The sequence below is a fragment of the Stenotrophomonas sp. HITSZ_GD genome (genome assembly GCF_029543105.1).
Lineage (GTDB): Bacteria > Pseudomonadota > Gammaproteobacteria > Xanthomonadales > Xanthomonadaceae > Stenotrophomonas_A.
On record NZ_JARQXB010000005.1, the window covers coordinates 124,559 to 148,781 of the forward strand.

21 protein-coding genes are annotated in these 24,223 nt (G+C 69.3%); 11 read left to right on the top strand and 10 right to left on the bottom strand.

Features of this window, described 5'->3' with window-relative positions; all coding sequences use genetic code 11:
• Window positions 1-38: 38 nt before the first annotated feature.
• The 3 genes from P6166_RS07255 to P6166_RS07265 all read left to right on the top strand — a co-directional run bounded on the left by P6166_RS07255 (window position 39) and on the right by P6166_RS07265 (window position 1,628).
• Entirely contained in the window at window positions 39-431 is a 393-nt protein-coding gene (locus P6166_RS07255; RefSeq protein WP_277763802.1) for a dihydrofolate reductase family protein, read from the top strand.
• A gap of 17 nt (window positions 432-448) precedes the next feature.
• Window positions 449-667: a dihydrofolate reductase family protein gene (locus P6166_RS07260; RefSeq protein ID WP_277763803.1), complete on the top strand. Its 219-nt coding sequence runs from the start codon at window positions 449-451 to the stop codon at window positions 665-667.
• Window positions 668-866: 199 nt separating this feature from the next.
• Window positions 867-1,628: an alpha/beta hydrolase gene (locus P6166_RS07265; protein ID WP_277763804.1), complete on the top strand. Its 762-nt coding sequence runs from the start codon at window positions 867-869 to the stop codon at window positions 1,626-1,628.
• Between the two features lie 278 nt (window positions 1,629-1,906).
• Here the strand turns inward: P6166_RS07265 and P6166_RS07270 are convergent, their stop codons facing one another.
• From P6166_RS07270 to P6166_RS07280, 3 genes are all read right to left on the bottom strand, one after another.
• The gene (locus P6166_RS07270) at window positions 1,907-2,551 is read right to left on the bottom strand and encodes a UdgX family uracil-DNA binding protein (protein ID WP_277763805.1); all 645 of its coding nucleotides are present in this window, start codon (window positions 2,549-2,551) and stop codon (window positions 1,907-1,909) included.
• A gap of 70 nt (window positions 2,552-2,621) precedes the next feature.
• A complete protein-coding gene (locus P6166_RS07275; RefSeq protein WP_277763806.1) occupies window positions 2,622-2,852 on the bottom strand; it encodes a DUF1653 domain-containing protein in 231 nt (76 codons plus the stop codon).
• Between the two features lie 57 nt (window positions 2,853-2,909).
• A complete protein-coding gene (locus P6166_RS07280; protein WP_277763807.1) occupies window positions 2,910-3,242 on the bottom strand; it encodes a YegP family protein in 333 nt (110 codons plus the stop codon).
• A gap of 213 nt (window positions 3,243-3,455) precedes the next feature.
• Here P6166_RS07280 and P6166_RS07285 point away from each other — a divergent pair, with 213 nt between their 5' ends.
• The 3 genes from P6166_RS07285 to P6166_RS07295 all read left to right on the top strand — a co-directional run bounded on the left by P6166_RS07285 (window position 3,456) and on the right by P6166_RS07295 (window position 6,806).
• The gene (locus P6166_RS07285; protein WP_277763808.1) at window positions 3,456-4,382 is read left to right on the top strand and encodes a CorA family divalent cation transporter; all 927 of its coding nucleotides are present in this window, start codon (window positions 3,456-3,458) and stop codon (window positions 4,380-4,382) included.
• A 301-nt stretch (window positions 4,383-4,683) separates the two neighbouring features.
• Complete coding sequence (locus P6166_RS07290) at window positions 4,684-5,880, top strand: YadA-like family protein (RefSeq protein WP_277763809.1); 1,197 nt, start codon at window positions 4,684-4,686, stop codon at window positions 5,878-5,880.
• Window positions 5,881-5,990: 110 nt separating this feature from the next.
• The gene (locus P6166_RS07295; protein WP_277763810.1) at window positions 5,991-6,806 is read left to right on the top strand and encodes an OmpA family protein; all 816 of its coding nucleotides are present in this window, start codon (window positions 5,991-5,993) and stop codon (window positions 6,804-6,806) included.
• 44 nt (window positions 6,807-6,850) lie between these two features.
• On the opposite strand, the gene treA is transcribed toward P6166_RS07295, so the two are convergent.
• Window positions 6,851-8,422 carry an alpha,alpha-trehalase TreA gene (treA, locus tag P6166_RS07300; RefSeq protein ID WP_345781865.1) on the bottom strand — a complete coding sequence of 524 codons (1,572 nt, stop codon included), beginning with the start codon at window positions 8,420-8,422 and terminating at the stop codon, window positions 6,851-6,853.
• Window positions 8,423-8,726: 304 nt separating this feature from the next.
• On the opposite strand from treA, the gene P6166_RS07305 reads away from it, so the two are divergent.
• Both P6166_RS07305 and P6166_RS07310 read left to right on the top strand, forming a co-directional pair.
• Window positions 8,727-9,446, top strand: coding sequence for a lytic transglycosylase domain-containing protein (locus P6166_RS07305; RefSeq protein ID WP_277763906.1), 720 nt, complete (start codon window positions 8,727-8,729; stop codon window positions 9,444-9,446).
• A 166-nt stretch (window positions 9,447-9,612) separates the two neighbouring features.
• Window positions 9,613-10,617, top strand: coding sequence for a hypothetical protein (locus P6166_RS07310; RefSeq protein ID WP_277763811.1), 1,005 nt, complete (start codon window positions 9,613-9,615; stop codon window positions 10,615-10,617).
• A gap of 168 nt (window positions 10,618-10,785) precedes the next feature.
• On the opposite strand, the gene P6166_RS07315 is transcribed toward P6166_RS07310, so the two are convergent.
• The gene (locus P6166_RS07315) at window positions 10,786-13,707 is read right to left on the bottom strand and encodes a pitrilysin family protein (RefSeq protein WP_277763812.1); all 2,922 of its coding nucleotides are present in this window, start codon (window positions 13,705-13,707) and stop codon (window positions 10,786-10,788) included.
• Between the two features lie 352 nt (window positions 13,708-14,059).
• On the opposite strand from P6166_RS07315, the gene P6166_RS07320 reads away from it, so the two are divergent.
• Window positions 14,060-15,709, top strand: a complete 1,650-nt coding sequence (locus P6166_RS07320) for a M28 family metallopeptidase (protein ID WP_277763813.1) — start codon at window positions 14,060-14,062, stop codon at window positions 15,707-15,709.
• A gap of 157 nt (window positions 15,710-15,866) precedes the next feature.
• Window positions 15,867-16,271 (top strand): DUF1801 domain-containing protein, encoded by a 405-nt coding sequence (locus P6166_RS07325; protein WP_277763814.1) that lies wholly within the window; start codon window positions 15,867-15,869, stop codon window positions 16,269-16,271.
• Between the two features lie 5 nt (window positions 16,272-16,276).
• Here the strand turns inward: P6166_RS07325 and P6166_RS07330 are convergent, their stop codons facing one another.
• Genes P6166_RS07330 through P6166_RS07345 form a run of 4 tightly spaced genes read right to left on the bottom strand, consistent with a single transcriptional unit; the run spans window position 16,277 to window position 21,895 of the window.
• Window positions 16,277-17,395, bottom strand: coding sequence for a hybrid sensor histidine kinase/response regulator (locus P6166_RS07330; protein WP_277763815.1), 1,119 nt, complete (start codon window positions 17,393-17,395; stop codon window positions 16,277-16,279).
• Window positions 17,392-17,973, bottom strand: coding sequence for a chemotaxis protein CheB (locus tag P6166_RS07335; protein ID WP_277763816.1), 582 nt, complete (start codon window positions 17,971-17,973; stop codon window positions 17,392-17,394). Before P6166_RS07335 ends, P6166_RS07330 begins: the two co-directional genes overlap by 4 nt.
• Window positions 17,970-18,794: a CheR family methyltransferase gene (locus P6166_RS07340; protein WP_277763817.1), complete on the bottom strand. Its 825-nt coding sequence runs from the start codon at window positions 18,792-18,794 to the stop codon at window positions 17,970-17,972. The genes P6166_RS07335 and P6166_RS07340 overlap by 4 nt, the downstream gene beginning before the upstream one ends.
• Window positions 18,791-21,895: a response regulator gene (locus tag P6166_RS07345; protein ID WP_277763818.1), complete on the bottom strand. Its 3,105-nt coding sequence runs from the start codon at window positions 21,893-21,895 to the stop codon at window positions 18,791-18,793. The genes P6166_RS07340 and P6166_RS07345 overlap by 4 nt, the downstream gene beginning before the upstream one ends.
• Before the next feature lie 187 nt (window positions 21,896-22,082).
• On the opposite strand from P6166_RS07345, the gene P6166_RS07350 reads away from it, so the two are divergent.
• On the top strand, window positions 22,083-22,442 hold the full coding sequence (locus tag P6166_RS07350; RefSeq protein ID WP_277763819.1) for a response regulator: 360 nt from the start codon (window positions 22,083-22,085) through the stop codon (window positions 22,440-22,442).
• Window positions 22,443-22,444: 2 nt separating this feature from the next.
• On the opposite strand, the gene P6166_RS07355 is transcribed toward P6166_RS07350, so the two are convergent.
• Window positions 22,445-24,190 (bottom strand): hypothetical protein, encoded by a 1,746-nt coding sequence (locus P6166_RS07355; RefSeq protein WP_277763820.1) that lies wholly within the window; start codon window positions 24,188-24,190, stop codon window positions 22,445-22,447.
• Window positions 24,191-24,223: the final 33 nt, after the last annotated feature.

A 24,223-nucleotide genomic window follows, 5' to 3' on the forward strand; every position in this document is an offset into this window, starting at 1 on the left:
TCGCCCTTGCAACCTCGGTTCTTATGGCGGAGCACGACATGCGCAGACTGATCGCCTCGGTTTTCATCAGCCTCGACGGCGTCATCCAGGGCCCAGGCGGCCCGGAGGAGGATCGCAGCGGCGATTTCCAGCTCGGCGGCTGGGTGGCCCCGTATGCCGATCCGCGGATCGGCGAGAACCTGCAGGACCTGATATCCGAACCGTTCGAGCTGCTGCTGGGCCGGCGCACCTACGACATCTTCGCCGCCTATTGGCCGCATGTGCCGGCGGAGGCGCCCAGCCACGCACTGGCCGAGCGGTTCAACCGCGTGCCCAAGCACGTGGCCACGCATCGCCCCGACGGGCTGGCGTGGCGCGGCAGCCGGGCATTGGCGGGGGCGCTGGGCGCGGCCGTGCACGAGCTGAAACAGCAGCCCGGCGACGCCTGCTGACCTTCGGCAGCGGGGAGATGCTTCGCGCGCTGATCGCCGCCGGCTTGGTGGACGAATTGCGGCTGCAGGTCCACCCGATCGTGCTGGGGCGCGGTCGCCGCTTGTTCGGCGACGACGCGCCCGCCTGCGCCTTCACGCTGGCCGAGTCGGTGCGCACGCCCGGCGGCGTGCTGTTGAATCGCTACCTGCGCGCGGGCGCGGTCGGCACGGGCGCGGTGGGGTATCGCCGGGCCTGAAGCGCGCGCCGTACCACGGCGCCAGCGGTGCCACGGGTCGCGTTCCCCATGCCGGCGCGCGCCGGAAGCGCGTGGCCCTGCACGGGCGGCTAAACCGCTGTACGATCGCCTCGCCCCCTGTCCGCCACGCCGCGGGCACCCCCCCTGGGGCCACGCACCGGCCTACCACCACCGCTATGCATCACCACCAGGGGAAACCATGAGCGATCTTCCGTTCGTTCTCGTCCACGGCCTGATCGGCACCTTGCAACACGACGAAGTGCTGCGGCACTTTCCCGCCGGCACGCTCGCGCCGGCGTTGCTTGGCTACGGGCCGCATGCGGGCGTCGCGCCGCATCACGTGCACCTGGAAGGGCAGGTCGAACATCTGCATGCGTGCATCACCGCCGCGTTCGGCCCCCGGCCGGTGGTGCTGGTGGGCCATTCGGTGGGAGGCGTGGTCGCGGCCCTGTATGCGGCACGGTATCCCGCGCGCGTGGCGCAGCTGGTGAGCGTGGAAGGTAACTTCACCTTGCGCGATGCGTTCTGGTCTTCGCGCGTGGCGCAGATGACACCGCAGGCGGCCGACGAGATGCTGCTGGATATCCGCCAGGACCCGGTCGGCTGGCTGGCCGGCAGCGGCGTCGCCGGCGCCGAGCGGATGGCCGACCTGGCGATGCGCCTGCTCGACGACCAGCCTGCCTCGACCATCCGCGCGATGGCGCGCAGCGTGGTGGAGGTCACCGGCAAGCCGGACTATCTCGACCAGCTGCACGACCTGATGCACGAGGTGCCGATCCACCTGCTCGCCGGCGAGCGCACCCGCGAAGGCTGGGACGTTCCGGACTGGGCGATCCCCATGGCCGCCAGCTTCGTCGAGCTGCCTGACGTGGGCCACATGATGATGCTCGAGGACGCAGCGGGCTTCGCCGCCGCGGTGCGCAGCTGCTGCCGCAGCCTGGGCGAACCGCTGCCGGCCTGAGCACGGAGAGGGCGCGGGCGGCTACGCCGCCGCCATCCGCGCCATCTCCACCCCGGCCAGCTTGGCCGCGTGCAACGCCGCGCCATCGTGCGGCTCGAAACACGGCGCACGCAGTGCGAAGCCAATCCGCTGCGCTCCCAGGGGTATTACCGGCTATAGCCGGTCCTTCAAGCTGAGCATGGCGCTGAAGTTCTGAGTTCGGCGCCGGCCGCGGCCCGGCGCTGACCCAGGCCGGCATTCGATGCCACCGCGGCCCTCCCGGGCGCGGCGGCTTCTTCTCAGTCGCCTGCGTCGAGTTGCGCGCGGACGGCGCGCAGGTCCGCCAGCAGCAGGGCACGGGTGGCCGTGCGCTCGGGTTCGCGCATGCGCAGGATCGCCGACGGATGCCAGCTGGCCATCGCGCGCGTGCGATCGTCCAGATCGCGCCACTGGCCGCGTTCGGCGGTGAGGCGGAAGCCGTTGCCAAACACCGTCTGGGCCGCCATCGCACCCAGTGCCAGGACGATCCTCGGGCGCACGCGCAGCAGTTCGGCGGCCAGCCAGGGCCGGCATGCCGCCTGTTCGCCCGCGTTTGCGCGCTGGTGGAGCCGCCGCTTGCCGCGCGGGGTGAACTTGAAATGCTTGACCGTGTTGGTGAGCCAGACTGCCGACGGGTCCAGGTCCGCCGTTTCCATCAACCCGCGCAGCAGCTTGCCGGCGGGGCCGACGAAAGGTTCCCCGGCGAGGTCTTCCTGGTCACCCGGTTGCTCCCCGATGATCATCAGCCGCGCCCTGGCCGGCCCGGCGCCAAACACGGTCTGCGTGGCCGGCTTCCACAGATCGCAGCGGCGGCACGCGCCCGCCAGGGTACGCAGCTGCTTGAGGCTGCCGGAGGGCACCTCGGCGACCGGCTTGGCGAGCGGCGGGGAAGGCGTGCGTGGCAAGGCGGAGGGCTCCGCGGACCGAAGCCTCAACCTAATGCCGGGTGTGCCACGGCAGCGTGATCGCGCGTGGTCAGTCCAACCGGGCGAAACGCGGCTGCGGCACGCCTTCGACCTCCACCGTCTCGACGAACATCGCGTAAGGCCGCACCCACAGTCCACCCTCGCCATACAGGGCGCGGTACACCACCAACGGTGCAAGCGTCTCGCTGCAGCGAGCCACCGCGACCACGTCGTACTGGCCACCCTTGTAGTGGCGGTAACGGCCGGCGGGCAGCGTGGGCAGGGGCGGCAGGTCGGCCATGGCGGTCATGCGGAGGGAAGGCCGCGCCATCATACGCCGCCCCGCGCACGCGCCAGCTCAGTCCACCGGGTGGCGCAGGGGTGCCTGCGGGGCGTTGAGCACCACCGAGGCGATGCCCTTCTCCCGCGACGCCGCGGTGCGGTAAGTCTCGCTCGTGCCGACGATCTCGCCGTTCTTCGCCACCACGTTGAACATCGGCTCGCCATTGCGCGCCAGCGTGCGGACGATTCCGCGCTCGGCCACGGCGCTGCGGCGCACCGCCTCGATCCCCTTCAGCGCGGCCGCCTGGGTCGTGTAGCGCTCGCTGCTGAGGATCGTCCGATGGTTCGGGGCACGCAGCACGAAGTGGAACTGCGGACCCGAGCGCGACAATTTGAAGTAAGCGTTCATCCTGGTCTCCCGGTTGGAAGCGCCATGCTTGCCGGCGGGCACTGACCTGGACATCCGATCTTTCGTATCCAAGTCGGTGGAAATGTATCCATGCCCGCGCCGATGCTGCCGGTCCGGCCCGCGGGTCGCGGCTGCGCCCGGTGGGCTGACGTTGACGCCTTCGCGGCGCCGGCGCGAGCATGCTGGCCACTCCTGACCGGTTTCCGCCTGCCCATGCTCCGCTGCGTCCCCTACAACGCCCCCGATGCCTCCCCCCAGTGGTACGTCGACCTGTGCCAGCCGACGCCGGAAGAGCTGGCCGATGCCTCGATGCGGCTCGGCTTCGAGATCCCGGACCGCGCGGGCATCGGCGAGATCGAGTTCACCAGCCGGATCCGCTACGAAGGCGATGCCCTCGTGCTGAACCTGCCGCGCTTCCAGTACGAGGCCGAGCATGTGGTCGCGCCACTCGGCTTCGTGGTGGCGCCGCAGGCGATGGTGATGCAGCGCGAGTACGAGATACAGGCGTTGGACAACCTGCACGACGAGTTGCAGGCGCATCCGGCCAGCGGTGCGCACGACCTGTTCCTGCGCATCATCGAGCGCATCGTCGATCGCCTGGCCGACCTGCTCGAATCGCTCGAGAACACCATGAGCGAAACCTCCCGCGAGGCGTTCCGCCGTTCGAAGGACCGCCGTGCCACGCGGCACCTGGAGCGCATGCTGCAGGAGGTGGGGCAGATGGGCCGCCGCATCGGGGCGCTGCACAACACACTGCATGGCCTGCTGCGCATGATCACCTTCCTCGACGAGACCGCGCCGGAAGGTTTCTCCAGCGAAGAGATGCACAAGCGCATCAAGCTCATCCACAAGGATCTCACCTCGCTGGGCGAGTTCGAGCAGCAGCTGGGCGACCGCATCGAGTTCCTGCTCGACAGCGTGCTGGGCCTGATCAACATGGACCAGAACGAGGTGATGAAGGTCATGGCGATCGCCTCGGTGGTCGGCATCCCGCCAACGGTGCTGGTGGGCGTGTGGGGCATGAATTTCGCCAACATGCCCGAGCTGCACTTCCATCACGGCTATGCCATCGCGCTGGGTGCCATCGCGTTGAGCATCATCGTGCCGCTGGTGTGGTTCCGACGGCGCGGATGGCTCTGATCGCGGTTACGCGTCAACGGGAGGCGCTTCATCGAAGCGGCCAGATGCTTGTCAGGGACTGCCTGGTTGTGGCGAGGTCTTGATCAGTTGATTGCGTAGGAAAACTACGTGTTTTCAGCGGGAATATTCTTCGAAGCAGGCAGCGCAATGCCTTGCCAATGTCAGTGATTCTGGCAACTTCTTCTTCCTGCGATACATCTAATGGATGGTGCGTGATGTGACTCGTTGAAATGTGTCGTCCACGCGGAGGGCTCCAGGCCCGCCCGCGTGGCCTCACATCATCAGCCAAGGAAACATCGCGATGAATCGCATCTACAGGATTGTCTGGAACGCCACGATCAACCGCTGGGTCGTGGCCTCGGAAGTGGCGAAGGGACGAAAGAAGCAATCGGCTGGCGAAGCGCGCCCCAGCGGCCACGCAGCGGTGATGTTCGCCGCCACGCTGATGGTGGCGGGTGCTGCATGGACACCTCAGCCTGCCGAGGCATTCCTGGTGAAGTGCAATCTGGGCTGGGGGCCGTGCCCGAAGGTCACGCACCCCACCAATCCCGCCCCGGCGCCGACGCCGGCGGCCGACTACGACTGGGCAGCCTCCACCCACAAGTACTTCCGCGCCAACGACAACGGCAAGCCGGCGGAGCCGCTGGGCAGCGGCTCCGTCGCGATCGGCGGCAACTCGCGCGCCCGTGATGCGTACACCCTCGCCGCCGGCAACAATGCCAAGGGCAGTGGATACAGCGCGGTCGCGGTAGGCGGCTGGTCGCATGCCGCCGGCTCCAGTGCGGTGGCCGTGGGCAATACCGCTTCGGCCAAGCAGGAACACGCCATCGCCGTGGGCGGCTACTCGCGTGCCGAGGGCGAGGACGCGATCGCCCTGGGCTCGCACAGCAACGCGCTGGGCGAGGGGGCGGTGTCCCTCGGTAGCGGCAGCAGTGCCGAGGTGGCGTTTGGCAGCGCCTTCGGCACGGGGGCTCGCGTGCTGCCGGGCGCCGACGGCGCGGTGGCGCTGGGTGCCTATTCGGTAGCCGACCGCGACGACACGGTGTCGGTGGGCGATGCCAAGGGCGACAAGCGCCAAGTGGTCAACGTGGGCGCCGGCACCGAAGGCTATGACGCCGTCAACGTGAACGTCGCCGACGGCGTCCGTGATACGGATGTGGCGACCGTGCGGCAGATGAACCAGGCGCAGACGTCGGCGAAGGAATACACCGACACGCGGATCAACGATGCCTGGAACACCATCACCCGCGATATGGATGACATGAACCGTCAGGTCAACCGCGGCATTGCCGCCTCGGCCGCGCTGATCAACGTCACGCCCTACCTGCCGGGCCGCACCGCGCTCAATGCCGGTGTCTCGTCCTATCGCGGCGAGGCGGCGCTGGGCGTGGGCCTGTCGCGGTGGAGTGACAACGGTCGCGTGAACTTCAACGCGGGCATCTCGGCTGCCAAGGACGATGAGCCGATCTACCGCGTCGGCATGGGCATCGTGTTCTGACATGACGCCCCGCGTGGAGGGCCGGCGGGGGCTTCCTGCCCGCCGGCCCTCCACCGATTCCAGTTGCGGCGGTGCTCCGGCACCGCCGCCTTCGACGAGAGTGAACTTCCATGTTGAATCTGAAATCCGCACCGGCTGCGTGGCGGGTCTTGCCCGTGGTCGCCTTGCTGGCGGGCTGCGGGGGGTATAGCCAGGTGCGCGACGGTGTCGCCGAGCAACCGGTATGGCCCGACGCGGGCGAGGCGCGCCCGATCGTGCCGGAGACGGTCCGTCCGGACCTGGACAAGCTGCGCAAGGTGCAGGCGGGCATGACCAAGACCGAGATCTATCAGTTGATCGGCCACCCGCAATATCGCGAGGGCTTGGCCGGCGTGCACGAGTGGAACTTCGCCTTTCTGTTGCCCGATGGCAGCGGGGGCGAGGTGTCCTGCCAGTACAAGGTGCTGTTCGACGATGCGATGCTGGCCCGGTCCTTCCACTGGCATCCGGAAGCGTGCGCGGCGCGCGTGAATCCGCCGGCACCGGCGGCCGTCGCGCCGGCCGCGCCGCAGACCCGCACGCTCGATCTGTCCACCGACATGCTGTTCGAGTTCGACAGTGCCCGCCTACGTCCGGAGGGCATCCAGGCTCTGGACGAGCGCGTCGTCGCTGCGTTGACCGACGCCCAGCGCCTCCAAGGTATCCGTCTGAGCGGCTATGCCGACAGGTTGGGCGCCGACGATTACAACCTGGCGCTCTCGCAGCGTCGCGCCGACGCGGTGAAGACGCATCTGGTCGCGAAGGGTGTGCCGGCGGAGAGCGTGCAGGCCGAGGGCCGTGGCGAGGCCGATCCCGTTGTCGATTGCCAACAGCGGAGCTGGCCGGCGTTGATCTCCTGCCTGGCGCCGAATCGACGTGTTCGGGTCGAGATCACCGTGGACAAGTAAATCTATCCGCCCGGCCTCCGCAAGAGGCCGGGCGCCGATGCCCCTCAGCGATCTGGACGCGCGGCGGGCGCTGGATACTGGATCATCAGTGCCCGCGTCACGCCGTTGCTCCAGCCAAAGCCATCCTGCAGCGGATACTCTCCGCCGCCGCCTCGCGTGTCGGCATCGCTGGAATACTTTTCCACCAGCTTGCGGTCCTGGGTATAGACCGTTTCCACCTGCGCCAGAAAGCCGCGTGCGATGCGCTCGGCCAGCGCATGCTCGCCATATCGTTGCAAGCCTTGCACCGCCACCCACTGCAATGGGGCCCACAGGTTGGGCGCATCCCATTGCTGTCCCGTACGCTCGCGGGTGGTCGCCAGCCCGGCCGGGGTCAGCAGTTGCGACTGCGCGATCCGCGCGGTATCGCGCGCTTGTGCCGGACTCGAAAGCCCTGCGTACAGCGGGAAGAACATCGCCGCCGTCGGCTGGTCGCTGGTCTTGCGTCGCATCCAGTCGTAGTCGGCCCAGAAGCCGGACGGGTTCCAGAGATACCGCTGCATGGCCTGCCGGCGTGCCTGCGCATGCGCGCGAAAATCGCGCGAGCATCCGGCATCAGCCACCTGCTCGCAGGCGACGGCGATGGTGGTTTCCAGGTGGTAGAGCAGGCTGTTGAGATCCACCGGCACGATCGCAGTGGTACGGATCGTCCGCAGGTGCTGTCGGTCGCCCAGCCATCGTGAGGAGAAGTCCCAGCCGCTCTCGGCGGCGGCGCGTAGATCGCGATATACCTCGGTGGCGGGCCGATCCGTTGCTTCCGCCGCGGTCCGGACATCCTGCAGATAGGATTCGGTGCGCGGCGTATCCAGCGCATCCCAGTAGCGGTTGAGCACGCTGCAATCCGCCAGCCGCACCACGTGCTGGCTGGCCTGCCCGGGCGCCAGGTCCTGCGCGCCCGCCATCCAGTAAGCGTACTCGCGGCGCAGTTGCGGCAGGTAGCGCACGCGCAGCGACGGCCCGTCCTGCGCAGCCTCCAGTTCCACCATGTGCGAGAAGAAGGGCGGCTGCGAACGGGACAGGTAATAGCTGCGCGTGCCGTTGGGAATGTGGCCGTAGTGGTCGATGAGGTGGGCGAAATCCTCCAGCATGTCGCGCGCGCGCGAGGCCTCGCCGCTGGCATGCAGGCCTACCATGGTGAAGTAGGAGTCCCAGTAGTACATCTCCCCGAAGCGGCCACCCGGCACCACGTAAGGGCGTGGCAGCGGCAGCTGGCTGCTGTACGTGGGCACCTGGCGGCTGTCGCGGCTGAGCAGCGGCCACAGCGCATCGATGTGCGCGGCCAAGGATGCGTCGGCGGCCAGCGCGGGGGTGGTCGGTGGGGGCGTGGCGCGGAAGTGGCTGTCGACGAACGTCTTCAGTGCGAATCCCGGGGTGTCGCGGCGCGCCAGGTAATCGGCCTCGATTTGCGAAGGTGCCTGTTGGGGCTGCAGGTCGGGAAACGTCTTCTGGTCGTCGAACAGCTGGCTCCGTTGCACGGCCTGGAACAGCGCGGGCATCGTCGTGTCGGGGGTGGCCGGGGCCTGCGACGCGACCGCGGCTGCGGATGCCGGCGGCGCGGGGCGTTCGCGTGCCGGCATGGCGCAGGCACACAACGAAGCAGCCAGGCCGGCAGCCAGCCAGCGGGTCATGGCGGTTCGGTCGAGCATGGGCGTCACTCCCGTGGAAACCGGACCACCGTAACGCACCCGTGCGTGACGCACCGTGCGCGATGGGCACATCCGCTATCACGGCAGGACGCACACGCCGGCTGCACGCGGCGCATGGTTTCTTCTGCCGCGCCGCCGCCACCTGCGCGCCGGCGAAAGGAAAACGCGCGTGCCCAAGCCCCTGCTCCACGGAACCTTGCTGATTGCCCTGTGCGCGAGCCTGTGCGCCGCGCCGATGCTGCACGCGCGCACGATCTACCGCTGCGTTCGCCAGGGCACCGTGAGCCTGGCGACCGCGCCGGAGCCGGGCTCGCGCTGCCAGCCGCACGAGGTGGACGACAACGCCGTGCAGACCCCGAACCTGTGGGGCAATTTCGGCGTGTTCAGCGGCACGCTGTACGAACGCGAGCAGGATGGCGTCACGGTGTATTCCACGCGCAACCTGCCCGGATCGCGACCATACCTGCGCTTCACGGTGAACACGCCGCCGGGCGAACCCGCGCATCCGGGCCTGGGCCATGTCGGCAAGCCGCAGCTGGATCGTTACCCGAAAGCCTTCCGCGCCGCCGCGAAGAAAACCGGCGTCGAGGAGGCGTGGCTGCGCGCCATTGCCCATGCCGAAAGCGGCTTCGAAGCCCGCGCGGTGTCCGCGAAGGGGGCGCTGGGCGTGATGCAGCTGCTGCCGGAAGTCGCCACCGAATATGGGGTGGCCGATCCGTTCTCGCCGGAGCAGTCCATCGATGGCGGCGCGCGACACATGCGCTGGCTGCTGGCGCGCTACCATGGCGATCGCACGCTGGCGGTCGCCGCGTACAACGCCGGCGTCGGCGCGGTGGCGCGCTACGACGGGGTGCCTCCGTATGCGGAGACCCGCGAATACGTGGCCAAGGTATTCACGCTCTACGCGCGCTATCGGGAGGCGATGGGCCAGCCCCTCGAACGTCCCGCGCCTTGAAGGTGAACGCGCGCTGCACCCGGCCGGGCACAGAACGATTTCCAAACGCTTGCGGTCGGCCACCTCGTTAGATTTGTCGACTTCGACCGGGGGCCAAGGCACGGACGAACTCGACGGCACAGCCATCGCCCACACGCGGGCGCGGCGCGACAGGTAATGGAATCTCGTGGCGGCAACAGAACGGACAAGCTGGGACGAGACTTTCGCGCATCGCGCCGGGGCGGCGCTGTTCACCGTGCTGGTGCTGTTGATGATGTTCCGCGTGCTGCTGCATGCGCCCACACCATCGTCGCGCACGCAGGCCGATGCGCTGCAGGTGACCTTCATCCCCCGTGAGCAGGCCGCGCCGCCGCCGCGCGTCGTGCCGCCCGCCGAGGCGTCGCCTCCCGAGCGCCGCGTCGCGCCGGCCGCGGTCCCGGCTCGGGCGCCGTCGCCCGCAACGGCCACGCCGCCGCCGGTCACCCCGCCCCAGCCCGCCGGCGAGCGCATGGCCGCCACGCTGTATTCGCGCAGCGGCAGCGCGCGCCTGCCCGACGCCGCAGCGGTGGACCCCTTCGCCGAGCCCGATGGCTCGCCGCCCGGCACCGAAAATGCGCGCGAGCTGGCGCGGGCAAAGAAGGTACTGGAGCGTCCCAACCCCATCGACTACAAGCCCACCGCCTTCGACAAGGACTGGACCACCGATGGCACATTGGGCGACGTGGCGATGCAAGGCATCGGCCGCGGCATGAAGAAGCTCAACAAGGCGATCTTCGGTCCGGACATCCAGCCGGCGAAAGCACGTCCGCCGCCGGATGTGCGCTTCAATCCGGCCTTGCACGAACGCCAGCAGGATCTGGGCAGCGAGGCGACGGGCGATGCCTACAAGGCCGCGCCCATCGCCTTCGAGAAGGCGCCGGGGCATGACGGCGAGGCAAGCCGCCGCATCCGCCAGGCCCTGGCCGAACTGCAATCGCAGGCGGCGGCCTGCGCACCGGAACGGATGCAGCCGTTGCTGGCGACCGTGCGCAAGCACCTGGGTGAGCTGGAACAGGTCGAGCGCGCCTTCGCGAAGGGCGCCGACCCGGTGATGGCCGAGCAACTGCTGCCGCGCCAGGCAGACAGCGCCTACGACCTGGCGCGCCGCGCGCTCTGGTACGCCCGCGAGAAGACGGCCGACTGCCGGCGTTGAGCATCCTCGCATCCCAGGGCAGGACACCACGGCGCGCGCGATGAAGCATCGGCGCGGTCATGCCGCCCGGTCGACGAGCCACGAGCACTCCTCACTCCACCCGCAGACATAAAAAAGCCGCGGGGCGTGCGCCCCGCGGCTGGCTGGCATGCGGCTGGCCGCGGCCGCTTACTTCTTCGCGGCCTTCGTCGCCTTCACGGCCTGGCCGGCGACGGGCTTGCCGTCGGCGTCGAGGATCTGCACCTCGCCCAGGTTGAGCGCGCGCACCGGGGCCTCGATCTTGTCCAGGTCGCCGACGATCACCCAGGTCATCGCCTTCGGCTGCACGATCTCCTCGATGGCCTTCTGCGCGGACGGCTGGTCCACCGCTTCCAGGCGCGACTTCAAGGTCTGCACGTAGTCGTCCGGACGGTTGAACTTGACGATCGCCTCCATCGCGCCGAGCACCGCGCCGGTGGTCTCGTAGCTGCCGGGCAGGGCGCGGATGCGCTGGTTGCGGATCTTCGCCACCTCGGCCTCGGTCAGCGGCTTGTCGCCGGTCACCGCCACCGCTTCCTTCTGCACCTCGGCCGCCGACTCGGCGGTCTTGTCGGTCTGCACCGGGGCGAAGAACAGGAACGGGCGCTGGCCCTGCGCATCCATCAGGAAGCTCTGCGCGCCATACGCCCAGCGCTTGTCCTCGCGCAGGTTCATGTTCAGGCGCGAAGTGAAGGTGCCACCAAAGGCGCCGTTGGCCACGCCGATGGCGAGGTTGTCCGGGGCCTTGGTCGAGGGCGCCAGCAGGCCGGCGAGGATCAGCGATTGCGGCGCGTCATCGCGGTTGATCAGGAACACGCGCGGCTTGGCCTGCGCGGCCACTTCGCCGACGTTCTTCTTCGGCACCGCGCCGGCCGGGGCCTGCCAGTCGCCGAAGGCGGCATCCAGCTGCGGGATGATCTTCTCCAGCGTGGTATCGCCGGCCACCAGGATGCGCGCGTTATCCGGGCGCAGCCACTGCGACTGGAAGCGGCGCAGGTCCTCGGCGGTCAGCGACTTGATCGAGGCCTCGTCGCCGCTACCGGTCAGCGGGATGCTGTACGCATGGCCCTTGCCGTACAGCAGCGGCGGCAGGGTGCGCAGCGCCAGGCCGTTGGGCTGGGTCTTCTCCTGCGCGATGCCGGCCAGCCACTGCGCGCGGATGCGCTCGACGTCCTCGGCCTTGAACGCCGGGTTGCGCACGGTGTCGGCGAACAGTTCCAGCGACGGCTGCAACTGGTCGTTGAGCGCGTTGAGCGAAGCGCCGCACACGTCCAGGTCGCAATCGGTGCCGATGATCGCGCCCAGGCGCTGGCGGCGCTTGGCCACTTCCACCGAATCGAGCGACTGGGTGCTCTCGCCCAGCAGCGCAGCGGTGAAGCTGGCGGTGCCGAGCTTGCCGCCCTGGTCGGCCGCGTAGCCGCTGTCGAACATCAGCTGCACCTGCGTCACCGGGATGGTGTGGCGCTCGGCCAGCACGACCTCGATGCCGTTCTTCAGCTTGCCGCGCTGCAGCTGCGGGAAGCTCAGGCTCGGGAACTGGCTGGTTTCCGGCACGCCCTTGCTGCGGTCCACGGCGCTCTTGGCGACCTTGAACTTGCTGTTCGCGCTGGCGGGCAGCTGGGTTGCCGGCTTGCCTTCGGCGGCGGGCAGGGCGACGACGGCCTTGTCCTCGGCGGCCGGGTCGAAGCCTTCGCCGGCCGGCAGCACGGTGAGCAGGTAGTCGCCCTTGCCGAACCAGGCCTGCGCGGCCTTCTGCACCGAGGCCGGGGTGGCGGCCGCGGCGCGCGCCAGATCCTTGCGGTACGCGCCCGGGTCATTGCGGTACACCTGGCCCTCGGCCAGGATCACCGCCTTGCCGCCGAAGCCACCCACCTTCTCCAGCCCGCGCACGAAGCCGGCGCGATAGGCCACCTGCGCGCGCTGCAGTTCGTCGGCGGTCGGGCCTTCGGCCAGGAACTTCTTCAGCTCGTCGGCAATGGCCGCTTCCACCTTGGCCGGGTCCACGCCGTCCTTCACGTCGGCCTGGATCTGCACCTGGCTGGCGAGGGCGAACGGCTGGATCGCCGCGGAGACGTCGTCGACCAGCTTGTCCTGGTAGACGAGCCGCTGGTAGAGGCGCGAGGTCTTGCCGCCGCCGAGCACGGTGGTGGCCAGGTCCAGCGAGATCGCATCGTCGGTGCCCAGCTGCGGGGCGACCCAGGTGCGGTAGATGCGCGGCTGGGAGACGTGGTCGTGCTGCACGCCGCGCGTCTGCTTCGGCAGCGCGGTGATCCACGGCTGCTGGCGCGCCACCGGCTGGCCGGCGGGGATGTCGCCGAAATACTTCTCGGCCTTCGCCTTGGCTTCGGCCACGGTGATGTCGCCGGCCAGCACCAGCGTGGTGTTGGCCGCGCCGTAGTTATCGGTGAACCACTTCTTGACGTCTTCCAGCGAGGCCGCGTCCAGGTCCTCCATCGAGCCGATGGTGTCGTGCTGGTACGGGTGGTTGGCCGGGAAAACGTTGGACAGGATGTTCTGGTCCACGCGGCCATAGGGGCGGTTCTCGCCCTGGCGCTTCTCGTTCTGCACCACGCCGCGCTGGGTGTCGAGTTCGGCCTGGCCGATCGCACCGAGCAGGTGGCCCATGCGGTCCGATTCCATCCACAGCGCGGTATCCAGCGCGGTGGTGGGCACGGTCTCGAAGTAGTTGGTCCGGTCGAACCAGGTCGTGCCGTTCATGTCGGTCGCGCCGACTTTCTCGAACGGCTGGAAATACGTGCCCTTGTGGTTCTCCGAGCCGGAGAACATCAGGTGCTCGAACAGGTGGGCGAAGCCCGTGCGGCCGGTCGGCTCGTCGGCCGAACCGATGTGATACCAGATGCTGACCGCCACCACCGGCGCCTTGTGGTCCTCGTGCACGACCACCGTCAGCCCATTGGGCAGGGTGAAGCGCGTATAGGCGATGTCCGGGATGCCCGCCTCGGCGGCAGCGTTCTTGGCCAGCGATTCGGGCGCGGCGAAGGCGTTCGGCGCGGCGAGCCCGGCACCGGCGGCCAGGGCACCGGCGATCAGCAGGGAAAGCGGTCGGATCATGGAGTCCTCCTTGGACGTGTTGAACGACCGAGGCTAGACGTTCGGGCGGCTGACGGAAAGTGACCAACGGCAGGGAGTGCGGGCCGCCCGGCCGGGCGTGGCAGCCCCGGGCCCACCCGGGCGGAGCCGCGCTTGCGCGGTCCTTCCCGTTTCGACGGGCCGTTGCCGGCCGCTCGGCGTGCCCGGGCGCTTTGCCGGGCCGCGCCGTGTCGCGTATCCGCAACGAACTGTCCCAGCCGCGCGAGGACCGGGGCGGGGTGCTTCGCAAGACGCCCCACCCCAAAAGTCACATGCCAGCCCACCCCGGCCCTGCCTACACTCGGGGATTGTTCCAACTCCTCGGAGGTACAGGGTGAAGCGAGTCATGGTGGGAATCCTGGCGTTGTCGGTATCGACGGCGCTGTATGCGGCCGCGCCGCAGTTCGACGGCCAGCGCATTTCGCAGGACGTGAAGGTCCTGGCGTCCGACGAATACGAAGGCCGCGCCCCGGCCAGCGCCGGCGAGGAGAAGACCATCGCCTACCTCAGCCAGCAGTTCCAGGCCGCCGGGCTGCAACCGGGCGGCGACCTGCAGGACGGCAAGCGGCTGTGGACGCAGGCCGTGCCGCTGCGCAAGGCCGATATCGTCGGCACGCCCCGCCTGGCGATCGACGTCAAGGGCCAGGCGCAGCCGCTCACGCAGGGCCAGGAGATCGCGATCCGCGCCGCGCTCGATGGCTCCAGCAGCGTCGATGTCGCCAACGCGCCGCTGGTGTTCGTGGGCTACGGGGTCAAGGCGCCGGAGCGCAACTGGGACGACTTCAAGGGCGTGGACCTCAAGGGCAAGATCGCCGTCGTGCTGATCAACGACCCCGACTTCGAAACCGGCAAGGGCGATTTCGACGGCAAGGGCATGACCTACTACGGCCGCTGGACCTACAAGTACGAGGAAGGCGCGCGCCAGGGCGCGCTGGGCGTGCTGGTGGTGCACGAAACGGCACCGGCGTCGTATGGCTGGGCCACGGTGGCCAGTTCCAACACCAACACGATGTTCGACGTGGTGCGCGACCAGCCGGCCGCGGCGCATCCGAAGATCGAGGGCTGGATCCAGCGCGACCTGGCGGTGCAGCTGTTCAAGCAGTCCGGCCTGGATTTCGACGCGCTCAAGAAGCAGGCGCAATCGCGCGATTTCAAGCCGGTAGTGTTGAAGGGCGAGGGGCTGAGCGCGCGCTATGACGTCAAGAGCGAGGTGATCACCTCGCACAATGTGGTGGCGCGGCTGGAAGGCAGCCAGAAGCCGGACGAGACGCTGGTCTACAGCGCGCACTGGGACCATATCGGGGTCGGCAAGCCGGATGCGAACGGCGACACCATCTTCAACGGCGCGCTGGACAACGCGAGCGGCACGGCGGCGCTGCTGGAACTGGCGCGCGGTTTCGCGGCGGGGCCCAAGCCGGAGCGTTCGGTGGTGTTCCTGGCGGTGACGGCGGAGGAGAAGGGCCTGCTGGGCTCGGAGTACTACGCGTCCAAGCCGCTGTACCCGCTAGAAAAGACGGTGGCGGTCATCAACATGGACGGGATGAGCCCGTTCGTGCCGTCGCGCGATTTCGGCATCTATGGCACGGCGAAGCTGGAGCTGCTGGACGACCTGAAGAAGGTCGCCGGCGAGCGCGGCCTGCGCTACACGCCGGATCCGAAGCCGGAGGCAGGCTACTTCTTCCGCTCGGATCATTTCTCCTTTGCCAAGCGGGGCGTGCCGGCGCTGTCGTACTCGGCGGGGCAGGATTGGGAAGTGGGCGGGGTGGCGGCCGGCAAGGCGGCCTCCGACGACTACACGGCCAAGCGTTATCACCAGCAGGGCGACGAGTGGAAGCCGGACTGGACGTTCGCCGGTGCGGCGCGCGATCTGTCCGTGCTCTACACGCTGGGCATGCAGCTGGCCGATTCGGGCCAGTGGCCGAACTGGAGCAGCGATTCGGAGTTCCGCGCCACGCGCGATGCGAGTGCCTCGCAGCGCAAGTAAGTTCCGGCGCTTGAGATCGGGAAGGGCGGCGCCGGGGTGCCGCCCTTTTTTTTACGACGCGGGCCCGATGGGCTGCTTATCGGCCGGGCGCGGCAGGCCAGCACGACGCCCGGCGGAAAGAGGTAATGTCTGCGCACCTTCCCGCGGCCCGATCGCCATGAGCCCCACGCGCGCCAAACCCGAGGTCCCGTCCCAGGCCGATGCGCCGCAGCGCATCGATGCACGCATCGCCGAGTTGGGCGACTGGCGCGCGCAGGCGCTGGCCGAGGTGCGGGCCTTGATCCACGCGGCCGATCCGCAGGTGGTGGAAGAGATCAAATGGCGCGGCACGCCGGTGTGGTCGCATGACGGCATCCTGTGCACCGGCGAAAGCTACAAGGACAAGATCAAGCTGACGTTCGCCAAGGGCGCTCGCCTGGCGGACCCCAAGGGCCTGTTCAATTCCAGCCTCGACGGCAACACGCGGCGCGCGCTGGACATCTTCGAGCACGACACGCTCGACGCGGCGGCCTTCAAGGCGCTCATCCGGGCGGCGGTGGCCGCCAACCAAAAGACGCGCTGAGCGCGCTACACCGTCCGGCGCGGCAGCCGCATCTCGAAACGGACCTCGTCGTCGGCGTTGCTGGCGGTCAGCTCCCCGCCGTGCGCGAGCACGAACTGGTGGGCGATGAACAAGCCCAGGCCCAAGCCGTGGCTGGCGTGGAAGCGGGTCTTGAACGGTTCGAACAGGCGCGGCAGCAATTCGGGGTCGATGCGCCCGCGATTGCTGACCACCAGCCGCACCCGCGCGGCCTCGTGGCCGTCGATCTCCACGCGCACCGGGGCGCCGCCGCCGTGGATCAGCGCATTGCCGACCAGGTTGGAGAGGATCTGCGAAACGCGGTCCGGGTCGGCGTGCACGCGCAGGTCGCCTTGCGCGCGCACGTCCAGCTGGGCGTCGGCATGCAGGCCGCGTGCTTCCTCCAGCACGGCCTCCACCACTTCGCCGCAGTGGCAGGCGGCCGGCTGCAAGGCGATGCCGCCGGTGCGGATGCGCGAGAAATCCAGCAGCTGCTCCACCATGCGCGCCATGCGCAACCCGCTGCTCTCCATCTGGCCCAGCGTGCGCTGCACCGGCGCGTCGGCCGGCAGCTGCATCGCCAGCTTCTCGGCGCACAGCAGCACCACCGACAGCGGCGTGCGCAGGTCGTGGGTGAGCACCGCCATCATGGTTTCGTTGAGCGTAAGCGCGCGTTCCAGCGATTCGTTGCGCAGCTTCAGCAGCCGCCGCTGCTGGTACAGCTCGATGAAGACGTTGATCTTGCCCAGGATGACGTGCGGCTCGATCGGCTTGTGCAGGAAATCCACCGCGCCGGCGCCATAGCCCTGGAACGAGCGCACCGGGTCGCTCGGCGAGGCGGTGAGGAAGATGATCGGCACCTCGCGGCTGCGCGCGGCGCCGCGCATCAACTCGGCCAGCGAGAAGCCGTCCATCTCCGGCATGTGCACGTCCAGCAGCGCGACGGCCACCTCGTGCTGCAACAGCATCTCCAGCGCCTCGGCACCGGAGCGGGCGCACAGCACGCGCACGCCGTCGCGGCGCAGCAGCGCTTCCATCGCGATCAGGTTTTCCACGACGTCATCGACCACCAGCACGTTGGCGGTGTCGGTGGCGTCGGGGGGCGGCGTGGGGGCAACCAGGTTCATGGGTGGAACTCCGCCAGTCGTTGGCACAGGGCGTCGAGGGTCAGCACCGCATCGGCACCGGCGTGCGACAGGGCAGAGGCCGGCATGAGGGGCGCGACGGCGTCGGCCGGCAGCTGGATCCAGGCGGCGCCCCCGTGCTCGCGCACCGCCGCCACGCCCTGGCTGCCATCGCTGCTGGCGCCGGTGAGCAGCACGGCCAGCAGGCGTTCGCCAAAGGTATCGGCGGCACTCTCGAACAAAGGATCGATCGCCGGCCTGGAGAATAGCACCGGCTCGTCAACGGAAAGTGCGAGGGTGTCGCGGTCTTCGACCAGCAGGTGGTAATCGGGCGGTGCGAAGGTCACCGTGCCGGGCAGCAGCGGCTGCTTGTCGATGGCCTCGCGCACCGGCAGTGCGCAATCGCCGTCGAGCACCTCGCTGATGCTGCTCGGGCGGTCGCGCGGCAGGTGGATCACGATCAGCACCGGCACCGGCAGGTCGGCCGGCAGGGCCCCGAGCACGGCGCGTAGCGCGGCCACGCCGCCGGCGGAGGCGCCGATGACGATGGCATCGAAGCGGCGGCCCAGGGCGCTGCTCATGCGACCTTCCGGTACAGGCGCTGCTCGCGCGCGCACGATTCGAAGGAGGTGGCGTGCGCGCCGAATTGCAGGCTTTCCTTGCTGCCCAGGCCGAGGAAACCGCGATGCACCAGCGCTTCGCGGAACAGGCCCACGGCGCGGTCCTGCAGCCCGCGGTTGAAATAGATCAGCACGTTGCGGCACGACACCAGGTGCACCTCGGAAAACACATTGTCCGTGGCCAGGCTGTGGTCGGCGAAGACGACCTGGCGCTTCAGGCGCCGGTCGAACAGCGCGCCGTTGTACGCGGTGCTGTAGTAATCCGAGAGCGACGCGCGCCCGCCGGCCAGGTGGTAGCTGCGGCTGAACTGGGCCATGCGCGAGATGTCGTACACGCCCGCTTCGGCGGCGGCGAGCGCTTCGGGGTTGATGTCGGTGGCGTAGATCAGCGTGCGGTCCAGCAGGCCTTCCTCGTGCAGCAGGATCGCCAGCGACCACACCTCCTCGCCCGTGCTGCAGCCGGCGACCCAGATCTTGCTCGACGGGTAGGTGCGCAGCACCGGCACCACCTGTTCGCGCAGCACGCGGAAGTAATCCGGGTCGCGGAACATCTCCGAAACCTGCACGGTGAAGTACTGCATCGCCTGGGCGAACAGCTCCGGCTCGTGCAGCAGGCGGTGCTGCAGGTCGGACACGCGCGTGCAGTCGAACCGGCCCATCGCCTGGCGCACGCGGCGCCGCAGCGAGGAGATGGCGTACTGGCGGAAGTCGTAGTGGTAGCGGCGGTAGACCGCTTCCAGCAGGACGCCCAGTTCCAGGTCGAACAGCGCGCCCTCGCTCATTGCCGCGCGCACCACACCCGGCACAGGGAGACCAGCTTGTCCACGTCGATGGGCTTGGCGATGTAGTCGTTGGCGCCGGCGGCCAGGCAGTGTTCGCGGTCGTCGGCCATCGCCTTGGCGGTCAGGGCGATCACCGGCAGGCTCTGCCATTCCGGCTTGCGGCGGATCTCGCGCATCGCGGCCAGGCCGTCCATCTCGGGCATCATGATGTCCATCAGCACCAGGTCCACCTCGCGCTCGGCCAGGCGCTCCAGCGCCTCGCGGCCGTTGCGCGCGATTTCCAGGTTCACGCCGAGCGGTTCCAGCACACTGGAGAGGGCGAAGATATTGCGCACGTCGTCCTCGGCCAGCAGCACGGTGCGGCCGTCGAGCACGGCGTCGCGGCGGCGCGCTTCGCGCAGCAGGCGCTGCTGGTCGCTGGGCAGCGAGGCCTCCACGCTGTGCAGGAACAGCGTCACCTCGTCGAGCAGGCGCTCGGGCGAGCGCGCCCCCTTGATGATGATGCTCTTGGAATAGCGGCGCAGGCGCTGCTCCTCGTCGCGGGTGAGCGCGCGGCCGGTGTAGACGATCACCGGCGGGAAGGCGACCGCGTCGTGGCCGGCCATGCGTTCGAGCAGGTCGTAACCGCTGCCGTCCGGCAGCGCCAGGTCGGTGATCATGCAGTCGAACGGCGTGCCGGTGAGCTGCTCGATCGCCTCGGCGATGGTGCCCACGCCGACGATCTCCAACTGGTCGCGCGCCAGCAGGCGCTGCAGGTTCTCGCGCAGGGACTCGTCGTCTTCCACGATCAGCAGGCGGCGCACGGCGCGCGCGCTGGTCTCCTCCAGCTGGGCGATGGCACTGGCCAGGCGCTCGCGCGTGGCCGGCTTGATGAGGAAGCCCACCGCGCCGAGTTCCATCGCCACCTGGCCGCGTTCCAGCGCCGATACCACGTGGACCGGGATGTGGCGGGTGGCCGGGTCGCGCTTGAGCCGTTCGAGCACGCTCAGGCCGGAAACATCGGGCAGGCCGATGTCCAGCAGGATGCCGCTGGGCCGCAGCTCGGCCGCCAGCGCCAGGCCTTCCTCGGCGGTGGTGGCCGCCACGCAGTCGAAGTCCAGCTCGTGGGCGAGGTTGACCAGGGCGCGCGCGGACTCGACATCGTCCTCGACCACCAGGATCAACCGGCCCGGCCGGCGCCGCTGGCCGCGATCGTCGTCGACGCTGGCCGGCGTGGCGGCCGCGGCGGGCGGGGCGGCGACGGCCACGCGCGCGGCGATCTGCTGGATCGCATCTTCCACGCGGGCGTGCGCCGGCGGCGGCAGCGGCGCCTGCGCCGCATCGGCCGGTGCGCCATCGGTGGGCAGTTCCAGCGTGAAGCAGCTGCCGCGGCCCGGCTCGCTCTCCACGCTGATGCCGCCGCCCATGCGCAGCGCCAGGTCGCGCGAGATCGACAAGCCCAGGCCGGTGCCGCCGAAGCGGCGGCGCGTGCTGCCGTCGGCCTGGCGGAACGCCTCGAAGATCACGTCGGTCTGGTCGCGGGCGATGCCGATGCCGGTGTCGTTGACCACGAAGCGCAGGCGGCGCGGCCCATGCGCCTGCACCCGCAGCGACACGCTGCCGTGTTCGGTGAACTTGACCGCGTTGGCGAGCAGGTTCTTGAGGATCTGCTGCAGGCGCTGGCCATCGGCGATGAAATGCGCCGGCGCGCCCGGATCGCTGCCGATCTCCAGCTGCAAGCCCTTCTGCCTGGCCAGCGGCTCGAAGGTTTCGCGCAGGCGGGCCAGCAACGTGTCGGTGGCCAGCGTGTCGTCGGCCAGTTCGACATGCCCGGCCTCGATCTTGGACAGGTCCAGGATGTCGTTGATCAGGGCCAGCAGGTCGTTGTTGGACGAATGGATGGCCTGGGCGTACTTCACCTGCTCGGCGGTCAGCGTGCCGTCGCGGTTGTCGGCCAGCAGCTTGGCCAGGATCAGCGAACTGTTCAGCGGCGTGCGCAGCTCGTGGGACATGTTGGCCAGGAACTCGGACTTGTAGCGCGAGGCGCTCGCCAGTTCGGCGCCGCTGCGCACCAGGTCCGCCTGCGCGGCGAGCAGGTGCTGGCGCTGGGATTCCAGCTCGTGCGTGCGCTCCTCGAGCTGCACGTTGGTCTGCTCCAGCTCGGCCTGCTGTTGTTCGAGGTTGACCTGCGACTGCTGCAGGCTGCGGCTTTGCTCCTCCAGTTCCTCGTTGGCCACGCGCAATTCTTCCTGCTGGGCCTGCAGTTCCTCGCCCTGGCGCTGGGTTTCCTCCAGCAGTTCGAGCAGTTCGGCGCGCAGCAGCGCCGTGCGCAGTGCCACGCCGATGGTCTCGCCGCAGCGGCGCAGCAGTTCCAGCGCGCTGCCATCGTGATGCGGCCCGGCGATGCGGGCGATCTCCAGTACGCCGACCACGTGGCCATCCACGCTGACCGGCGCGATGAGCAGCTCGTGCGGCGCGCTGCGGCCCAGCGCGGTGGTGATGGACAGGTGCGATGCATCCACGCCATGGATGCGCCGTGCCACCGCCTGGCGCAGTGTCTCGCCCAGCTGGCCCTGCGCGGCGGGCAGTTCGCGCGGCACATCGGCCGGCAAGGCCACGCCGCCGCACAGCAGCAAGCGTTCGCCGTCCAGCCGGTACAGCACGCCCACCTGCGCGTCGGTATAGCTGCACAGCACGCCCAGCGCGGAACGCGCCAATTCGTGCGGCGCCTGCTCGCCCTGCAGGCTCACGGCCACGCCGTTCTCGCCTTCCTGCAGCCACAGCGCCACTTCGGCCTGGCGGCGTGCGCGAATGGCCTGCATCACCACGAAGGCGGTCAGGATGAAGCACGTGCCGCCGATGCTGCGGTTGACGAAGGAGAAGGCCGAGTTGTTGCTGGCCGGCGCGATGTTGTAGCCGACCACCAGCAGGACGCAGGAAAGCAGGGCCACGGCGACCGGCAACGCGGGCCGGTTCTGGAACACGGTGACGGCCACCGCCATGAAATACAGCAGCCACACCGCGTAGCCGAGCGGCGTGATGGATTCCAGGCCGATGGTGGCCGAGGCGAGCGCAATGGCGGTCACCCCGATCGCGGTGTCGCGGCCGGTGGCTTGTTTCATGGTCCCCGTTCCGATGCGGAAAACCGGGGATACTAACCGATGGATTGCGACCGCCGCGCAGCGACCGCCCGCGTGTGCGTCCTCCACGCTGCCTTCACGCAGCGATCTGAATGCTTCTGCGTTTTTCCGTCCAGGGGGACACCATGCACCACGATCTCGCCACGCCCGTGCGCGCGGTACGCGGCCGATGAACGCACCCCTCCGGGTGCTGCTGGTCGAGGACCAGGAGGACCTGCGCGAGCTGCTCGCCGATGTGATCCAGGGCACGGGCGCGGAGGTACGCACCGCCGAGACCGCCAACGCCGCGATGGCGCTGCTGCACGAGGGCTACTGCTGCGATGTGCTGTTCAGCGACATCCATATGCCCGGCACGCTCAGCGGCGTGGACCTGGCCGAGCACGTGCAGCGCACCCTGCCGGCGGCGACGGTGATCCTGGCCTCCGGGCATCCGCGCTTCCAGCTGGCCCCGCTGCCCGGCAGCGCGCTGTTCCTGCAGAAGCCCTTCCGCCTCAACCAGTTCATGGAGCTGATCCAACCCCGCCCGTAGCCTCAGGCGTGGATCCAGAAGGCGAACTCGGCGAAGGTCTCGCGGTTCCACCAGGCGCCCTGGCCGGTGCCGTAGCGGAAGTTGCTCGCGCCGGCTTGGCTTTGCAGCGGTGCGGTGACCTGGCCGCTGGCGTCGCGCCGCGCGCGCTGCGTGTCGGTTTCCGGCACCACCATCACGATGTGGCCGGAGCGGCCATCCTCCTTGCGCCGTGCCACGATCAGCCCGAGCGCGCCCTGGTTGGCGGCCAGTTGCAGCTTGTCCAGCGTGCCGGTCTGGCGCCAGCCGAAATCCGGGCCGAAATCGCGCAGCCAGCGGAACAGGTCGTTGGCGCGCATCTCGCGCAGCGTGTCGCCGATCAACGGCGGCACCGTCTGCCCTTGCTGCCACTTCAACAGCGCCGGCGAGGACCACCACACCCGCGGCAGGTAGGCGCCTGCGAGGTGGCAGAAGTCGTGGGTGTAGATGTTGCAGAACGTGAGCCCGGCGCGCGGCTGGTAGCGCTTGTAGGCCGGGTTCTCGCAGTCGAGCCAGGCGATGATCGCGGCGATCTCCGCGCGCAAGGCCTCCGGCGTGGTGCCCTGGCGGGCCGGCGCGTTCGGCTCGTTGAGCGAATGCGCGTCGGCCGGCGCGGTGCGGCGCGTGATGCTGTTGCCGGCGCGCGGCATCCACACGGCCGGGATTGGGCCGTGCGCGACGGCGCGCACATCCGCCGCGCCGGGCGCGGTGGTGGTGGCCGGCGCAGCGGGCAGTACCGGAATCTCGTGCAGGTCCGGGGCGGGCACCAGGTAGCGCGTGGCGGCCCAGCCGCGCAGCAAGGCGCCCGCCAGGCTGGTCTCCACCGCGAGGAAGCCGTTCACCGGCGTGTCGTCGAGCGCGCGCACGGGTTGCCCGTCGGGCAGTTCGCCCACCACGTTGGCGCGCGTGGGCGTGCTGATCTGCGGCGCGCTGCGCAGGTACAAGGTCGACACGCGCGTATCCACGCGCAGGAACGCCCCGGACGCGGTGACCGGCGAAGGGGGCGGCACGATGGCCTCGCCGGGCGCGGCAGGCGCGATCAATGCCGGCGCGCCGCCGCCGGCCACGGTCTCGCTCAACCGCAGGTAGTCGAGTATGGCCTCGCCGTAGTACTTGCCGCCCGGCGGGCGGTAGCCCTGCTGCAATCCCTTGCGCGGATCGTAGCGGCCGGTGTTGTAGGCAATCGCCACGGCGACCATGTCCAGCACGCTCATCGGGTCGCGCTGGCCCAGCCCGATGCGTGCGCGTTTCTCCGTCAGCTCCTGCAAGGCCAGGGCGAGCGTGTCGGCGAAATGCGCGTAGCGCTGCTGAAGGAAGTACGCCGGGTCGGTGCGAAAGAACTGCAGGTCGCGCTGGAACAGGCCGAAGCCGTGGCAGAACTTGTCCGGCTTCTTCGCCGCGGGGGCGTAGGCGGGCACGTACTGCGCCATCTCCACCAGCGCCTGCCGGGCGATCTTGAACATCTGCGGGCCTTGCGGCGCGGCTTCCAGTTCGGCGCGCGTGCGCGGGAAGGCGCCGCGGCCGGCGCTGGCATCGAGCGTGTCGCCGACGCACAGCGCCAGGATCTGCGCCTCGGGCAATCCGGCCCGACGCAGCAGGGGCCAGACCTCGCCGGTTTCCTGGCAGGCCAGGGCGACGAGAAAGTCCAGGCTGAAAGGGGTACCCGCCAGGGCGGCTTGCAGTCGCGCGGCAAAGGTCTGTTTGAACCACGCGATATCTTCCCGGTTCGGCATGACACGGCTCCTTGAAAGGGACGGGTGGCTTCC

Bases quoted from the DNA above. Each gene is read 5' to 3' on its own strand.
- P6166_RS07255 (WP_277763802.1), top strand. From the start codon at position 39: ATGCGCAGACTGATCGCCTCGGTTTTCATCAGCCTCGACGGCGTCATC.
- P6166_RS07260 (WP_277763803.1), top strand. From the start codon at position 449: ATGCTTCGCGCGCTGATCGCCGCCGGCTTGGTGGACGAATTGCGGCTG.
- P6166_RS07265 (WP_277763804.1), top strand. From the start codon at position 867: ATGAGCGATCTTCCGTTCGTTCTCGTCCACGGCCTGATCGGCACCTTG.
- P6166_RS07275 (WP_277763806.1), bottom strand. From the start codon at position 2,852: ATGGCCGACCTGCCGCCCCTGCCCACGCTGCCCGCCGGCCGTTACCGC.
- P6166_RS07280 (WP_277763807.1), bottom strand. From the start codon at position 3,242: ATGAACGCTTACTTCAAATTGTCGCGCTCGGGTCCGCAGTTCCACTTC.
- P6166_RS07285 (WP_277763808.1), top strand. From the start codon at position 3,456: ATGCTCCGCTGCGTCCCCTACAACGCCCCCGATGCCTCCCCCCAGTGG.
- P6166_RS07290 (WP_277763809.1), top strand. From the start codon at position 4,684: ATGAATCGCATCTACAGGATTGTCTGGAACGCCACGATCAACCGCTGG.
- P6166_RS07295 (WP_277763810.1), top strand. From the start codon at position 5,991: ATGTTGAATCTGAAATCCGCACCGGCTGCGTGGCGGGTCTTGCCCGTG.
- treA (WP_345781865.1), bottom strand. From the start codon at position 8,422: ATGCCGGCACGCGAACGCCCCGCGCCGCCGGCATCCGCAGCCGCGGTC.
- P6166_RS07305 (WP_277763906.1), top strand. From the start codon at position 8,727: ATGCTGCACGCGCGCACGATCTACCGCTGCGTTCGCCAGGGCACCGTG.
- P6166_RS07315 (WP_277763812.1), bottom strand. From the start codon at position 13,707: ATGATCCGACCGCTTTCCCTGCTGATCGCCGGTGCCCTGGCCGCCGGT.
- P6166_RS07325 (WP_277763814.1), top strand. From the start codon at position 15,867: ATGAGCCCCACGCGCGCCAAACCCGAGGTCCCGTCCCAGGCCGATGCG.
- P6166_RS07330 (WP_277763815.1), bottom strand. From the start codon at position 17,395: ATGAACCTGGTTGCCCCCACGCCGCCCCCCGACGCCACCGACACCGCC.
- P6166_RS07335 (WP_277763816.1), bottom strand. From the start codon at position 17,973: ATGAGCAGCGCCCTGGGCCGCCGCTTCGATGCCATCGTCATCGGCGCC.
- P6166_RS07340 (WP_277763817.1), bottom strand. From the start codon at position 18,794: ATGAGCGAGGGCGCGCTGTTCGACCTGGAACTGGGCGTCCTGCTGGAA.
- P6166_RS07345 (WP_277763818.1), bottom strand. From the start codon at position 21,895: ATGAAACAAGCCACCGGCCGCGACACCGCGATCGGGGTGACCGCCATT.
- P6166_RS07350 (WP_277763819.1), top strand. From the start codon at position 22,083: ATGAACGCACCCCTCCGGGTGCTGCTGGTCGAGGACCAGGAGGACCTG.
- P6166_RS07355 (WP_277763820.1), bottom strand. From the start codon at position 24,190: ATGCCGAACCGGGAAGATATCGCGTGGTTCAAACAGACCTTTGCCGCG.